Here is a 14,464-nt window from a genome sequence, read left to right as displayed (position 1 = left end):
AATTAGGACGATTATTTTCTTGGCAACAGTAATGTATTTCCTAATTACAAAGCCGCAACTATAGACAGAAACCCCAAAACCACATTATAGACTACCAACCAGTTCAAAACCATATAACCGACTTCTTTTAGTCCCAAAAGCACTGATAAACCAGTAATAACAGACATTAAGCCTATTATTCCAGCAAGTACAATTGCTATTGTTTGTGCGTTTCTCATTTGGTTTGTTTTATAGTTTTCACTGCTACCAGAAGCTATTACTGGACTATTGAAGCCACATTTCGGCTGGCATTCCAATTTTTAAACTGCCATCATTTTTCACCTTTATTTTAACGCCATACACTAAATTCACGCGTTCTTCTTTTGTTTGTATAATTTTTGGGGTAAATTCTGCGGTATCTGAAATCCAAGATATTATGCCGGTATAAGATTTCATATCATTGGCAGTATCTATTTTTACAGCTACTTCTTGTCCTATTTCTAGACTTGCTAATTGAGTTTCACCGATATAAACACGGAGTTCCATTTCATTTAAATCTGCAATTTTATATAGTGGTTTTCCAAAAGTCGTTAGCTCATAAGGTTCGGCATATTTTACCAGAACAGTGCCGTTAATAGGGTTTTTAATGATACTTTTTTGAATTTGGTCTTCAATTTGCTGAATTTGTACCTCAACACTTTTAACTTCGTTAACGATAGGGGCATTTTGAGTTTCAACACTATTTATTTGTTGTTTTAGAATATCAATTTGTCCGTTGACGTCATCTAATTGCTTAGGCGTTGCTGCATTTTCTTTAATAAGATTTTCGACACGTTTCTGCTCTTTGCTTGCAACTTTTATTTGCTCGCGAAGTACTTCTCTTTGCGATAGCACATTACGGGATTTTGAGAAAATAATATTTTTAGCCGCTATTAATTGCTCCCGTTTAAGCGATAATTGAATGGTATCTATTACCCCAACAATCATATTTTCTTTTAAAACGGCGCCTTCTTCTATATTAAAAAACTGAATTTTACCATTTGCTTCTGCCGAAACAGTAATTTCCGTGGCTTCAAAATTTCCATAACCATCAGCCCGGTCTTCATTATTATTACAAGACAAAAGAAGCGCTAAAATAGAGGTAAAAAATATGAGATTTGTTTTTTTCATTTCATGTTAGTTTAGGTTGTTAGAACCATAATTTCCTTGAGTAATTTGATATTGTATCTGTTTTAAAAGCAATTGAGTTTTGTGTAAGACTAAGTTGCTTTTTGCTTCGTGCATGTTGGTGAATTCTGTAATAAAAATGGAGGAGGTGATAACCCCATTTTTCAGTTGAGATTCTGCCGATTTCACCATTTTTTCACGCACAGGTATAATTGCTTCGTCATAGGAAATTAGTTCTTCCATTTTATGAATTTCCGATGCAATATTGGCAAGTTCTAAATTAGTGTTTAGTTCAAAAGTCTCTTTCTCGGTTTCTATTATGTCTTTATTGATTTGAAGTGACTGTTTTTCGGTTTCGTTCTTTTTCCAGTCAAAAGCATTCCAATTTAATCGTAGGCCTGTCATGTAAAATGTATTAAAATTATTATCTAACATGTTCAATCCGGGATTACCATAACCACCTTGGGCAAAAGCACTAATTTTAGGAAGTTTTGATTTTTTTAGTAATTCAGTAGAGAACTCTATTTTTTCGGTTTGAAGGTTAAAAAGGGTAATTTCAGGCCTTTGGTTTTTGGTTTCCACAACATTGACTACACTAGGCCTAATTAAGTTTACATCGTCATTAAGTTGCTTACCTATGAGTAACGATAATTTTTGCAATAAACCCGATTTAGTATAATGAAGCTCGGCAAAATTCTGTTTTATTTTTATAAGCTCAACTTTTAAGGCGTCTGCAGATGATGGTAAAAGCGTACCAAATTTTACACCCGCTATAACTTCATTTAGCCGTGTTTGTAATTGCTCTTCTTTAGCGGCCAAAAGATTGTTGTTTTCCTGTAGTAATAAAACAGAAAGGTAGAGTTGGTTAATTTGATTTTTTAACCCGTACAAACTAACGTTTACTTCTTGTTGTTTTATGTCGTTATTGGCTTTAACAACTTTAGATGAAGCATTTATCAATCCGCCATTGTATAGTAATTGGTTTATATCAACAGTAGCTCTATACTGATCTTTATTTGGAGGGTCAACAGAAATGTTTGGTAGCTGAATAGGTAAGCTAGTAACATCAGATTGGTAAGTAGCTTGTGCATTTATACCTAACATAGGTAGTTTACCTTTATTAATTGCTTCAATATCTAAACGAGATTGTTCGTTAAGTAAAATAGTTTGTTTTGTAAGCGGGTAATTTTCTACTACTAGCTTAAAGCAGTCATCTATTGATATGGTTTGCTGTGCTGCAGCCATACTTGGTAAAATAAATACAAGTAAAACTAAAAGCCTATACATTTTCAAAGGTTTATATAATGACTTAATCTTCCTTAATGGTGAATGTATCGTATTTGGTATCATACTTTAATACTATTTATAATTTGTTCTGAAATCAATGTTTTACGTTCTTCCATTAATTCCAAAAATTCTTGGTCAGATACATCCATTACCAATTTCAACATAGTTTTTGCAACAAATGGAAAAACGGATAAGGACAATAGGTTTAGCAAAAGTTGCTTTGGTTTTATTTTTTTAATCTTTCCAAGTGTTATTTCTTTCTCAATTTGTAACAAGAAAGGATTAGGGTCTGGCTTATTTCCATGTACCATAAATTTCTTTACAAATTCAGGATTGTTGTTGAGCTCTTGTATAATGAAAGTTGGTAGATATGGGTTCTTTAAAATGAAATCAATATAGTTGGAATTGAATTTTCTGATTTTCTCAAAAACGGTGTCATTTGATGCAAATATTAAATTCAATTGTGGAGCCAATTGACTAAATGCCTGCATAAAAACAGCTTCGAATAACAGCTGCTTATTACGGAAATAGTAATGTAACATTGCCTTGTTAATTTTCGCTTCATCAGCTATTTCTTGCATTCGAGCACCCGCCATTCCCTTTCTTTGAAATACCAAAATTGCTGCATTCAAAATATTTTGCTCTGTATTTAAATCTTGCATTAACTATATAGTTTAACCAAATGGTTAACAAATATACAAAAAATATTAAAACGCATACTGGTTTCATTATTTATTGTATTATTTAGAGTAGGTGTGGAGGAGCAATTTTATGAAGTTATCCACTTAAAATAGAAGCAAATATCATAGTTCTATTTATAAAAGATACTTAGTTTTGAAGGTGTTTTTATAAGATAGATTAAAGATGAGAAGTAGTTCAAACACGATAATTTATATTGTTGCAGGTATTATTATACTTCATTTTGTAGTGGGTTTTATATGGCTTATTTATAAGCTTAATAAGAAGAAAGATGATAAAGTAGCATAGTATCCAAATCTTTGTAACTAAGCAATATAAATGATATTGGTATACGGTAAAGGAATAGAATGTTATTAAGATTTATTAAATCTTTTAGTGAGCATTTTTGCTAATACAAGTCCCATTGCACCACCAATAGCCGATACTACTAAATTGATGATTAACAGGAAACCATTAAAATCACCATTATTCATTATTGACCAAGGGTTGAAACCTAATCGACCAAAGGTTTTAATACATAGAATACTACCAAAAACACCAATTACCGTATTGCCGGTAACGCCAAAAGAATAATTTTTTTTAAAATTACCAAAGACATTAGCGGCAACTATACCTATAAGAATACTAAGTAAAGAAATTAATGTACCTGTCATAATAATCGCTATTTGCTAATGGCCATAATCCATATGATCAATTTTACCTTTCATCATCCTTTTTTGAATAATCATATAAACAAATAAAAGAATGAACCCAATGATACCCCAGTACATTGCAACGGATAAACCATATTCTGATGCTGCAGTATTATAAATTGTTAAAGGTTCATGAGTATCATTAACAGATGGCAATATTACTGGGAATAAGGAAGCTAAAGAGGAAGTAATTCCCCCTACAATTAATAAGGAAGACAGGGCAAAAGCATGGTTGTCGTTCTTGATTTTTTTAATAAAAAATAATCCAATTAAACCAGTTAAATAAATAATAGGAAAGACGATTAAATAAGGCTTGTTAATAAAGTTATCTAATGAATTTGGATTCACTATTTGCCACACAAATAAAGAAAAAACGGTAAGGATAGCTAATGCAATATTTAATCTAAAAATTACTCTCTTAAGCTTGAGATTTATAGTAGAATTAGTTTTTAGAATAATCCAGTTGGCACCATGTATAGCTAACGTTACAACAGAAATTAATCCAATAATAATGGTGAACCAATCTATAACACCTGGGTGTTCCGTTAAAGGGCTAAAGCTACCATCCCAAAGGGGTAAGAAGAAATAATGTCCTTCATGAACAGATACTCCATTATCTACACCACCTAAATTTACCCCTCGTACAATATTACCTAAGGCAATACCAAAGAATAAAGCTAGTAATAAGCTAGAAACCCCGAAAGATTTGTCCCAGATATCTTTCCACATTTGAAATTTAAATTGCCCTCTTAATTCTAAACCAATAGCTCTAAAAATTATCAGCCATAAAACGAGAATAAGCGGTAAATAAAATCCACTAAAAACCGATGCGTAGAATGTTGGGAATGCCATAAAAAGCATACCACCGGCTGCGACTAACCAAACCTCATTAGAATCCCAGAATAAACCAGCAGATTTAGCAATTACTTCTTTGTCTTTTTCAGTTTTAGCTAAGAATAAATGAATAATTCCTGTGCCAAAATCATAGCCATCTAGAATAAAAAATACAGCTAAAACAATGGCAATTAAAATATACCATAATACTTCCATAATCAATGTAATTTAGGTTTTGGACCTTCGTTAATGGTTTTGCCAACAAGGACTAAAAACAATAGACCTAGTAGCATGTATAAAGCAACAAATCCAAGTAAAGTAAATAGCGTATTACCGGATGAAACTGTCGGAGAAATTCCTTCACTAGTTCTGAGCAAACCGTAAACCAAATACGGTTGTCTGCCTAACTCTGCGGTATACCAACCTGTTAGGTTTGCTATATAAGGAAATGGTACTAGAAACATTATTGTCCAAAGTAATGCTTTTGTGTTGTACAGTTTTTTACGCCATAATAAAAATGCCGATAAAGCCATAATTGCCATGAAAACTGTTCCTAAACCTACCATAATATGGTAAGAATAATAAAGTGCAGGAATATTGTCTGGCAATTCTTCTTTTTCAAATTTATCCATCCCAACAATTTGTTTATCCCATTCTTGGTAGGTTAAAAAGCTTAATATATTGGGAACGGCAATTTTGTTATCTAGTTTTTTCTCAACCATATTGGGTTGTCCAATAAGTACAATTTCGGCCCCAGCATCCTCGGTTTCAAAAATACCTTCCATAGCAGCAAAAGCGGCAGGTTGGTATTTGGCAACATTTTTGGCATTCCAATCTCCCGTAGGGAAAGCAACCAAAATACTAGAAACCAAACCAAAAATAACTCCGGTTTTTAAAAACAGTTTGCCATGTTCAACTTGCTTTTCTCTTAATATATAAAATGCACCAATACTGGCCACAACAAAAGAAGAAGTGACTACAGAAGCCAGTTGATTATGTAAGAAAGCAGGTAAAAGCCACGGATTGGTAAACAGTGCAGAAAAGTTTTCTAAAACGAATTTACCGTTTTCCAATATTTCGTAACCAACGGGGTGCTGCATCCATGCATTGGTCGCTAAAATAAACCATCCACTAGCCCAAGACCCTAAGAATACAAGAAAGCCAGTTAAGAGGTGTAGTTTTTGTCCCATTAATTTTTCACCAAAAATAAAGAGTACTAAAAAGGAAGATTCTAAGAAAAATGAAAACATGCCTTCCATGGCTAAGGTCTGACCTATAATGCCCCCTGTGAGTTCAGAAAATTTAGCCCAGTTTGTACCAAATTGGAACTCCATAGGTATGCCAGTTACCACACCCATGGTAAAGTTAATGGCAAATATTTTCATGAAAAACTTAGCCGCATCATTATACTTTTCAACCTTATTTCTCAGATATTTCCATTTAAAATAAACTATCAATAAAGACAAGCCCATTGTTAGTTGAGGAAATATATAGTGGAATGTGATCGTAAATGCAAATTGCAGTCTATCATAAAAAATCATGTCTTCCATAGTCTATATACTTTACAATATTTTGAATGTTACAAAGGTAACCAACAGCTAATTTTTAAAGGTAACCTAGGTTACATATTTGGTGAAATTTAAAAATAAGGGGAGGAACAATTAGGGGATTAAAATTACTAAATCAAAAATTATAAAATTAAAATAGTAACTAAGGGTAATAATATACTTGCATAAAAAAATCCTGAAATTTGTTCAAACAATTTTCAGGATTATAAGGTTTTTTTTAGAAGGGAATATTAATCCTTATATGCAGATAACATCCACACTAATTTTTCTTGTTGAACAATATAGTCGCTCATTTGCGAAACCGTACCTTCATCATCAGCTTCTGCAGCAGTTTTAAGTGTAGCTCTTTCTTTTTTTAATAGAATTGATAAGCTTTCTAAAATATTATCTACTGCTTTATCACCTTCAACTACATTCTCAACAGACTTGATTTCTGAATTTTCAATATACTTAGCAAAGGTATGAATAGGCGTATTGCTTAAGGTTAAAACACGTTCCGCAATTTCATCAATTTTTATAACGGCGTCATTATACAATTCTTCGAATTTAAGGTGAAGCTCAAAAAACTTTTTTCCTTTAATATTCCAATGAAAACCTCTTAAATTCATATAGAACATTTGGTAATTGGATAATAGGTCATTTAATTGATTAGAGATCTCATTTGTACTTTTTTTGTCTAATCCTATGTTTGTAAGGTTTGTATTCTTCATCATATTTTATTTAAACTTATTTATTGAATCACTTAAGTCGTACACTTTTGTACCCTTAATTTCTTTTGATAGTATACTTGAGCCCGCAGCACTTCTATACCCACCAGCGCAATGAACCACAATTGGCTTATCCGTTGGGATATCATGAATTGAATTTCGTAAATCGTTGAGCGGTATGTTTATGGCATTATCAAAAAACACTGCTTCGCTGACTTCGCTAGCATTTCTAATATCTACTATAGTAAATTTACTACTATTTTTCTTAAAGCGATCTAGATCAAAATTTTCGAATTTCTCCAAAGCCTCGTTTCCTATAGTCAATACGGCCTTTATTTGGTTTTCATATCCGATTTTGGCAATGCGTTCCAGTATTTCTGCTCTTTTATCGATACTATCTAAAACAAGATAAAAGGGTTCTTCTGGTGTAACGATAGAGCCTAGCCAAGTTTCAATTTTATCATCTTCGTTACGAGCCATAATATTTATGGAATTCGGAAAGTGGTTCTTTTTGAAATCTACCGTATCACGTGTATCTATGATAACTATAGAATCTTTTAATTCAGAAGCGCCAAACTGTAAAGGTATTTTAGCAATACTACGTTTTATAGGTAGCGCGCCTACTTTATTGATATCCACATTAAATCCGAAATAGTATGGTATAAAGGGCTGGTCCTGTAGTATATGTTCTACAAACTCTTTCTTCGTTAAATCTTTAAAAGCCCAATTACTTAAACGTTCATTGCCCAAGGTGCTAGACGGATCGCTACTCATATTTTTACCACATAATGAACCTGCACCATGTGCTGGGTATACTAAGGTCTCATTTGGTAGATGGTTGAATTTATGTTTCATGGTATGGAACATGGCTTCTGCCAATTGCTCTCTTTTTGCTCTCATATTACCGGCATTTTCCCTTAGGTCGGGTCTACCAACATCACCTATAAATAAAGTGTCACCCGTAAACATGGCATGTTTAGAGTTTTCATCCTCTGCAACTATTGTAATACTATCCGGTGAATGGCCGGGCGTATTAATTGCAGTAAATTTTATTTTATTCATTTGCATAATGTCTCCGTCGTCAAACGTTTTATGGGGATATTCTGCGCCAACTAATTTACTGACATATATATTCGCTCCTGTTTCTTCGTGAATTTGTAAATGTCCACTAACAAAATCGGCATGTGGGTGCGTCTCAAAAACAGCAATGATTTTGGCGTTGTTTTCTTCTGCAAAACGGTAGTACGGTTCTGGGTCTCTAGAGGGATCAACAAGCGCAATTTCTTTACCACTTAAAATAGCATACGAATAATGTGCTAAAGGCTTGTCTTGAAATTGTTTTATAATCATAAGTACAGTTTTTGAAAATTAGTTTTAATAGTATTGGTCAGCACTATATAAGTTTCTGACCAATACATTAATTATAAAGATTTTTTGGCTAAATACCAATCTACTTTTTCCAAGGAATCATCATTTAATCTAGTGTTAAGTTCATCCAATGTTTTTGGTGGTGACACAATTACTTTATCTCCTCTTTTCCAATCTAACGGCATGGATACTTTGTGCTTATCAGATGTTTGTAAAGCATCTAATGCGCGCAGTATTTCGTCCATATTTCTTCCTACGTTTAATGGGTAATACATAACTAAACGTATCTTTTTCGTTGGGTCGATAAAAAATACGGCCCTTACTGCTGCTGTTTCACTTTCATTAGGTTGCAGCATACCATATAATTTAGACACTTTCATGTCAATATCCGCAATAATTGGAAAATCAAAATATACTCCTGTATTTTCCCTTACATTTTGTACCCAACCTAAATGGGCATGTACACTGTCTATACTTAAACCTAAAAGTTCCGTATTTAAGGAATCAAATTCATTTTTTCTAGTTGCAAAACCGCTCATTTCAGTAGTACATACCGGAGTAAAATCTGCAGGATGTGAAAACATTACGATCCATTTATCCTTAGCAAAATCAGACATTTTTATTTTACCTTTGGTAGTAATAGCTTCAAAATCTGGTGCCATATCTCCGATTCTAGGCATGGATATAATTTCTTTGTTTAATAGTTCCTCGTTATTCATAATAGATTGTATTTATTATTTTATTAATTAAGCATAAAATTAACTTATAGTTAAAAATTAAAAAGTAACCTAGGTTACATAAAAGCTACTTTAACTTTATTTAACAGATTAATAGATTTCTTGGCGTTATAGGTAATCTAAATACAATACTATGGTAACGATATTTTGAACAAGGGGGTTCACTAAAATCTTTATAATTATTATTTAAAGTATGTGACTTTTGTCACATTCCAAACCAAAAATGGTCATTAATTTTGCCGTATGAAATTGTCCGGTATTACCATATCAATACTATTTATGTTTATTTCGTTGGCAAGTAGTTTTAAAACTGCCGGCGTAATAAGTTATTATGCGTTGTTTACCGATGATTTTGTGGAGCGCTTTTGTGAGAATAAAGCACGGCCAGAAATGAATTGTAATGGAGAGTGTGCCTTGTCGAAAATGTTATCTCAGGATACCGATGATGAGAAAATTCCATACGATTTAGAATGGCTTAAAAACGAAGTAGTGCTTTTTATTGGCCCCCTTATTTCCACAATGTTCCTAGAAAAACAAGTAACCTCATTACTTGAACCACAATACAACGTTTTATATAGTTTTCATTTCACTGAGCGTATAATCCATCCCCCTAAATTCTAACAGTAATTTCCTCAATCTAATTTTGCCATTGCCACTATTTCAGGTGTTTGGCTGTATTTCTATATAATTAAAAGTTTTAAAAATGAACCTAAAATATTTTTGGGTGCTAGCGATATTATTATCGACGCCCCTATTGAACGCACAAAATTTAAATGGAAAAATTGTTTCAGAAGTAAACCAAGAACCATTAAATGGGGCTCATATTCTGGCAAATAATGGATCCGCAACATATTCAGATGTTAATGGAGATTTTGAATTAAAAACGACCCGGGAAAATGTGATATTGACCATTTCTTTTATGGGGTACAAAACAATACAACATCAGGTAGAAGTTAATAATGAGCCAATTTTTATTACCATGCAAGAGTCTCCCATTACCATAAATGGAGTTATGGTTACAGGGAATATAAAAATTGACCCTGTTCTTACCTTAGAGACTAATGACTATGTTAAGAAAATTGTTCAACCAAGAAATGTTGCCGATTTATTTAATGATGTTAACGGTTTCTCGTTAATTAAAAGAGGTAATTATGCCATTGACCCAAGTTTTAGGGCAACACAATATGAGCAGTTAAATGTTCAGTTTGATGGAGGTACAAAGGCAATGAATGCCTGTCCTAACCGTATGGATCCTATTACTACGCACGTTATCCCCGAAGAAATAGAAAAAATAGAGATTATAAAAGGACCCTATACAGTACGTTATGGAGCTACTTTTGGTGGTATAGTTAACATGGTAACTCAAAAACCTACCGCAGAGGATTTTGGGCTGCACGGGAGCGTTAATACAGGGTACGAAAGCAATGGCGGCTCTTTAGTATCTATGGCAAGACTACAACAGGCAACAGAAAAATATGATATTGTCGGGAATGTAGGTTTTCGTGATTTTGGAAATTATGAAGATGGCGATGGGGTTGAAATTCCTAGTTCTTTTAGAAGTTTAGATTATGGAATAAAAGCGGGTTATAATTTTTCTAGTCAACAACGATTACAAGCACATTGGAGGCAATCGTATGGCCGTGATGTTTTACATGCAGGTTTGCCTATGGATACCGACGAGGACAACAGCAGTATACTTTCTTTAGATTATAAGCTAAAAGGATTAACAGGTTTAGTTGAAAATATAGATGCTAAAATCTACTATAGCTATGTGGACCATATTATGAGTAATAAGGAACGGCCTAGTTTTATGATGACCGATGCTTTGTCTGAAATAGATGCTACCACTGCAGGAGGTAAGTTAGAATTTAAGTTAAAGCCTACTGAAAAAATGGCACTTTATACAGGTCTTGATTATTTAGCTATTGCTAGGGACGGAAACCGTGTTAGATTGGTAAAAAGAAATGCTATGGGGCCTTTGGCCACCCCTGTTCAATTTATAGACAAAGTATGGCAAGATTCTTATATCAATGATTTGGGTGTGTTTGTAGAAAGCAAATATCCTTTAACTTCTAAAACAATGGCTACCGTGGGCTTACGGTATGATAATGTTACCTCTGAAATTAAAGATCCAGAAGCAGATTTTGCAGCGATGTATCCAGATTTAGATAAAAGAACCGAACATAACTTTAGTGGTACGGCATCCATTAAATATGTACTATCTAATCAGTTTATTATGGAAGTTGCTTATGGTAGGGGCGTTCGTTCTGCCAATATGATAGAACGTGTTATAAATCATTTTACCGTAGGTCAGGATTCTTATGAATATATTGGTAATCCAAATTTAGATGCAGAGGTAAATAATCAGTTCGAAGTAGGATTTAAAGGAAATTTACCAATTTCGGAAAATGGTTTAGACAAGTTTAATTATAGCACATCTTTTTACTATTCACTGTATGAAAATTATATAGTTGCCGTAATTGATGAAACACAACCAAGAAAATTCATGCCTATGAATGAACCACGTTACTCCAAAGTATTTCGGAATTTAGATGAAGCCTATAAAACCGGATTTGAAATTATGGCGGGAGTAGATTTTTGGAATCATTTAAATTTCACTACTGAACTTTCTTATGTTTATGCCAAGAATAATGATTTAAACGAGTCACTACCTCTAGTGCCGCCACTAACAACAAGGTTTAAACTTGGTTATGAAAAGGAAAAATTTTGGATAAATGCAAATTATACAATAACCTCTAAACAAGAAGATATAGCACTATCGTTTGGGGAACAGGTTACGCCAGGTTATGAAGTAATGGATTTACGTTTCGGAATTATACCCGTTAAAAATATAACTTTAGGTTTAGCAGTTTTAAATGTGTTTGATAAGACTTATAACAATCATTTAAACTTCGCTTTTAACAATCAGGCAGCATTTGGGACGTTTCCTATCAATGACCCAGGTAGAAATTTAACAGCTTTTGCACAGTTTAAATTTTAGTAGATTCAGATAATATAAAAGGGACCAAAATAGGGTCCCTTTTATGATTTATTTACTTCCAAAGAAACGAATTACGGATGCGTTACCTATATGATAAGGCCCTTCATTTAATTCTATTTCTTGCTCTTTTAACATTTCAAAATGTAAACCTTCAAACTCTTTTTCAATTTCAGCAATGGAGTAGAGCATGCTTATATCTTTAGGTCCGCCAGAAGTTTTACCTAATTGTTTTTTAGAGAACCCTTCAAAAATAACATATCCTTTGGTGCTTAAGGATTTTAGGAGATGTTGACTTGCTTTAAATCGAATAGATGAAGGAAAATGTGTATAACAAAAACAAATAACATCAAACTTTTTTGTTGTTTCAAAATCAAGCACATCTATTACTTGATATTCAAGATGGAAACCATTTTTTTTGGCCAGATTCTGAGCTTTGTCCTTAGCAGATTTGCTAAAGTCAAAGGCCATTACTTCCCAACCTTTAGAGAGTGCGTAAACGGCATTTCTACCTTCGCCCTCAGCAGGTAAAAGAATTGAACCTACTTTTAATTTATCTAGCTGTTGTTTAAAGAATTCATTAGGTAAATTTCCATAAGCATAACTTTCCTCCTTATACCGGGCATTCCAAAAATCTTTCATATCATGCTCAATTAAGGCATAAAAATATACCCTTCTAATTGGTAATTGGCAAGCACCATCATAGCAGATAAGCTCAGTTCTGTATTTGGGTTTAAATCTGCTGCACTTATATCTCTAGCGGCCGTTGCTTGCGCACAAACATAAAATTTTACGCCGTATTCCTTTAATAATTTTATTACCTCCGCATCAGGATTTGCCTTTTCATATTTTTCTTGGTATTTGTCTTCGTTCAATGCGGTAAATGTTGCACCCCCATGTATAGCGGCAACGATGTTTACATTATCAGGAGAAACACCACCGGCACCTAGCATATTTATCATTCTGGCGATCTTGAAATAGCCTATGTTAATGCCTTCTAGTACACGTTCATCTTTAAGGTCAAATACAAGATTATACTCTTTGGTAGGGTCTGGCTGCGTAACCACATCCTTAAATTCCTTTATTTTTCCGTAGCCTTTAATAATGGGTGTAGTCCAGTCTTGTGCTGAAATTAGTTGTGTAGTCATAAATACTATTACAATTAAGAATGCTTTTTTCATGTTCTGGTAAATTTTAAAATTACTAATACGTTGGTTTGGTGTAAACTAAAGTTCTATACTAATGTCCGTTATTTTTAAGAGCAATAAAAGTAAGTTAATGTATTTAACTTTACTGTAACTACGGTTACTTTAATAATCATGTGTAAATTATAGATTCGTTATTTAAATTAGCGTAAGATTACATTTGTATGAATGAATTACGAATATTGGCGAAACAATTTTTTAAACTATTTGCGATAGTATTCGTTTTGGTCGGTATTGTATTTTTATGGCTTTTAAATTATAAGCCATATGTTAAATCTGTTAGTACTTCCGAGACGGATGAAATCGCTACAAGTGTAAACTGGGAACCTAGGAATGCCATTTCTGAAATTAATAATATGCCTGCAGAAGTAAAAAAAGGCTATTACCTGATAGCAGAGTCCTCAAAATATATGGGTCCCAAGGCAGTGAATCCTGCAGATCGCTATAGTGGAAACAATTTAGCTTGCGCCAATTGTCATTTAAAACAGGGTGCACAGGCAGGTTCCGGTTCTTGGGTGGGTATTTTAGAGCGTTTCCCTCAATTTGGTGGTCGTGGTAATAAAATAGGTACTATTGAAGGCCGAATAAATGGATGTATGGAAAGGAGTATGAATGGTAGAATGCTACCTGTAGATTCGGATAAAATGGATGCTATAGTAGCTTATATGGCCTGGCTAAGTGAAGGATTGCCAGAGAATAGAAAAGCGGAGTTTAAAGGGTATCCAAAAATTGAGATTCCCAATGTAGCAGTTAACTTAGAAAAAGGTAGTCAGGTGTATCAAAAAGAATGTGTAATCTGCCATGGTGAAAATGGGGAAGGAGTTCTCAATGCAGTGGATGGTAAAAGTTATACGTATCCGCCACTTTGGGGACCAGATAGTTTTAATGATGGTGCTGGTATGAATAGGGTGATTACTTCGGCTGAATTTATAAAAAGTAACATGCCATATTTACAAGCCACCTGGGATAATCCAAAATTAACAGATGAGGAGGCATATCATGTAGCCGGATATATTAATAGTTTTACCAGACCTCATAAGTTGAATACTGAAAATGATTATCCAGACAAGAAACTAAAACCAGTATCTACGCCCTATGGACCATGGGTAGATGATTTTTCTGCCGAACAGCATAAATATGGCCCTTTTCCTCCCATAATGGATTTTTATAAGCAGAAATACGGAATTATCAAAACAAAATAGCATAATGCGATTAGTATTTCT

The 14,464-nt window shown here is 33.5% G+C and carries 15 protein-coding genes; 3 read left to right on the top strand and 12 right to left on the bottom strand.

The annotated features are described in order from the left end of the window. Nucleotides 1-44 precede the first annotated feature (44 nt). The 10 genes from BTR34_RS18660 to BTR34_RS01435 all read right to left on the bottom strand — a co-directional run bounded on the left by BTR34_RS18660 (nt 45) and on the right by BTR34_RS01435 (nt 9,020). The gene (locus BTR34_RS18660; RefSeq protein ID WP_157483967.1) at nt 45-218 is read right to left on the bottom strand and encodes a hypothetical protein; all 174 of its coding nucleotides are present in this window, start codon (nt 216-218) and stop codon (nt 45-47) included. Between the two features lie 46 nt (nt 219-264). Beyond that, complete coding sequence (locus tag BTR34_RS01475; RefSeq protein WP_068486957.1) at nt 265-1,149, bottom strand: HlyD family secretion protein; 885 nt, start codon at nt 1,147-1,149, stop codon at nt 265-267. A gap of 6 nt (nt 1,150-1,155) precedes the next feature. Continuing rightward, a complete protein-coding gene (locus tag BTR34_RS01470; protein WP_068486959.1) occupies nt 1,156-2,433 on the bottom strand; it encodes a TolC family protein in 1,278 nt (425 codons plus the stop codon). A 59-nt stretch (nt 2,434-2,492) separates the two neighbouring features. After that, nucleotides 2,493-3,095, bottom strand: coding sequence for a TetR/AcrR family transcriptional regulator (locus tag BTR34_RS01465; protein WP_068486961.1), 603 nt, complete (start codon nt 3,093-3,095; stop codon nt 2,493-2,495). Between the two features lie 390 nt (nt 3,096-3,485). Beyond that, nucleotides 3,486-3,785 carry a hypothetical protein gene (locus BTR34_RS01460; protein ID WP_068486964.1) on the bottom strand — a complete coding sequence of 100 codons (300 nt, stop codon included), beginning with the start codon at nt 3,783-3,785 and terminating at the stop codon, nt 3,486-3,488. Between the two features lie 15 nt (nt 3,786-3,800). Further along, nucleotides 3,801-4,874 carry a cytochrome d ubiquinol oxidase subunit II gene (gene cydB / locus BTR34_RS01455; RefSeq protein WP_068486967.1) on the bottom strand — a complete coding sequence of 358 codons (1,074 nt, stop codon included), beginning with the start codon at nt 4,872-4,874 and terminating at the stop codon, nt 3,801-3,803. Between the two features lie 2 nt (nt 4,875-4,876). After that, nucleotides 4,877-6,208: a cytochrome ubiquinol oxidase subunit I gene (locus BTR34_RS01450; RefSeq protein WP_068486969.1), complete on the bottom strand. Its 1,332-nt coding sequence runs from the start codon at nt 6,206-6,208 to the stop codon at nt 4,877-4,879. 248 nt (nt 6,209-6,456) lie between these two features. Further along, a complete protein-coding gene (locus BTR34_RS01445; RefSeq protein WP_157483972.1) occupies nt 6,457-6,936 on the bottom strand; it encodes a Dps family protein in 480 nt (159 codons plus the stop codon). A 6-nt stretch (nt 6,937-6,942) separates the two neighbouring features. Further along, the gene (locus BTR34_RS01440; protein ID WP_068486973.1) at nt 6,943-8,283 is read right to left on the bottom strand and encodes a rhodanese-like domain-containing protein; all 1,341 of its coding nucleotides are present in this window, start codon (nt 8,281-8,283) and stop codon (nt 6,943-6,945) included. A 71-nt stretch (nt 8,284-8,354) separates the two neighbouring features. Then, nucleotides 8,355-9,020: a peroxiredoxin gene (locus tag BTR34_RS01435; protein ID WP_068486975.1), complete on the bottom strand. Its 666-nt coding sequence runs from the start codon at nt 9,018-9,020 to the stop codon at nt 8,355-8,357. A gap of 261 nt (nt 9,021-9,281) precedes the next feature. Between BTR34_RS01435 and BTR34_RS01430 the strand changes: the two genes are divergently transcribed. Together BTR34_RS01430 and BTR34_RS01425 are read left to right on the top strand one after the other, a co-directional pair. Further along, entirely contained in the window at nt 9,282-9,659 is a 378-nt protein-coding gene (locus tag BTR34_RS01430) for a hypothetical protein (protein ID WP_068486977.1), read from the top strand. 82 nt (nt 9,660-9,741) lie between these two features. Continuing rightward, nucleotides 9,742-12,039, top strand: a complete 2,298-nt coding sequence (locus tag BTR34_RS01425) for a TonB-dependent receptor domain-containing protein (protein WP_068486979.1) — start codon at nt 9,742-9,744, stop codon at nt 12,037-12,039. 48 nt (nt 12,040-12,087) lie between these two features. On the opposite strand, the gene BTR34_RS01420 is transcribed toward BTR34_RS01425, so the two are convergent. Then, nucleotides 12,088-12,678 carry a class I SAM-dependent methyltransferase gene (locus BTR34_RS01420; RefSeq protein WP_068486981.1) on the bottom strand — a complete coding sequence of 197 codons (591 nt, stop codon included), beginning with the start codon at nt 12,676-12,678 and terminating at the stop codon, nt 12,088-12,090. Nucleotides 12,679-12,689: 11 nt separating this feature from the next. Then, the gene (locus tag BTR34_RS01415) at nt 12,690-13,217 is read right to left on the bottom strand and encodes a DsrE family protein (RefSeq protein WP_068486983.1); all 528 of its coding nucleotides are present in this window, start codon (nt 13,215-13,217) and stop codon (nt 12,690-12,692) included. 188 nt (nt 13,218-13,405) lie between these two features. On the opposite strand from BTR34_RS01415, the gene BTR34_RS01410 reads away from it, so the two are divergent. Next, a complete protein-coding gene (locus BTR34_RS01410; RefSeq protein WP_068486985.1) occupies nt 13,406-14,443 on the top strand; it encodes a c-type cytochrome in 1,038 nt (345 codons plus the stop codon). Nucleotides 14,444-14,464 lie beyond the last annotated feature (21 nt).

The sequence above is a fragment of the Maribacter hydrothermalis genome (genome assembly GCF_001913155.1).
In the GTDB taxonomy this organism is placed as follows: domain Bacteria; phylum Bacteroidota; class Bacteroidia; order Flavobacteriales; family Flavobacteriaceae; genus Maribacter; species Maribacter hydrothermalis.
This window is presented reverse-complemented; position numbering and strand designations above follow the sequence as displayed.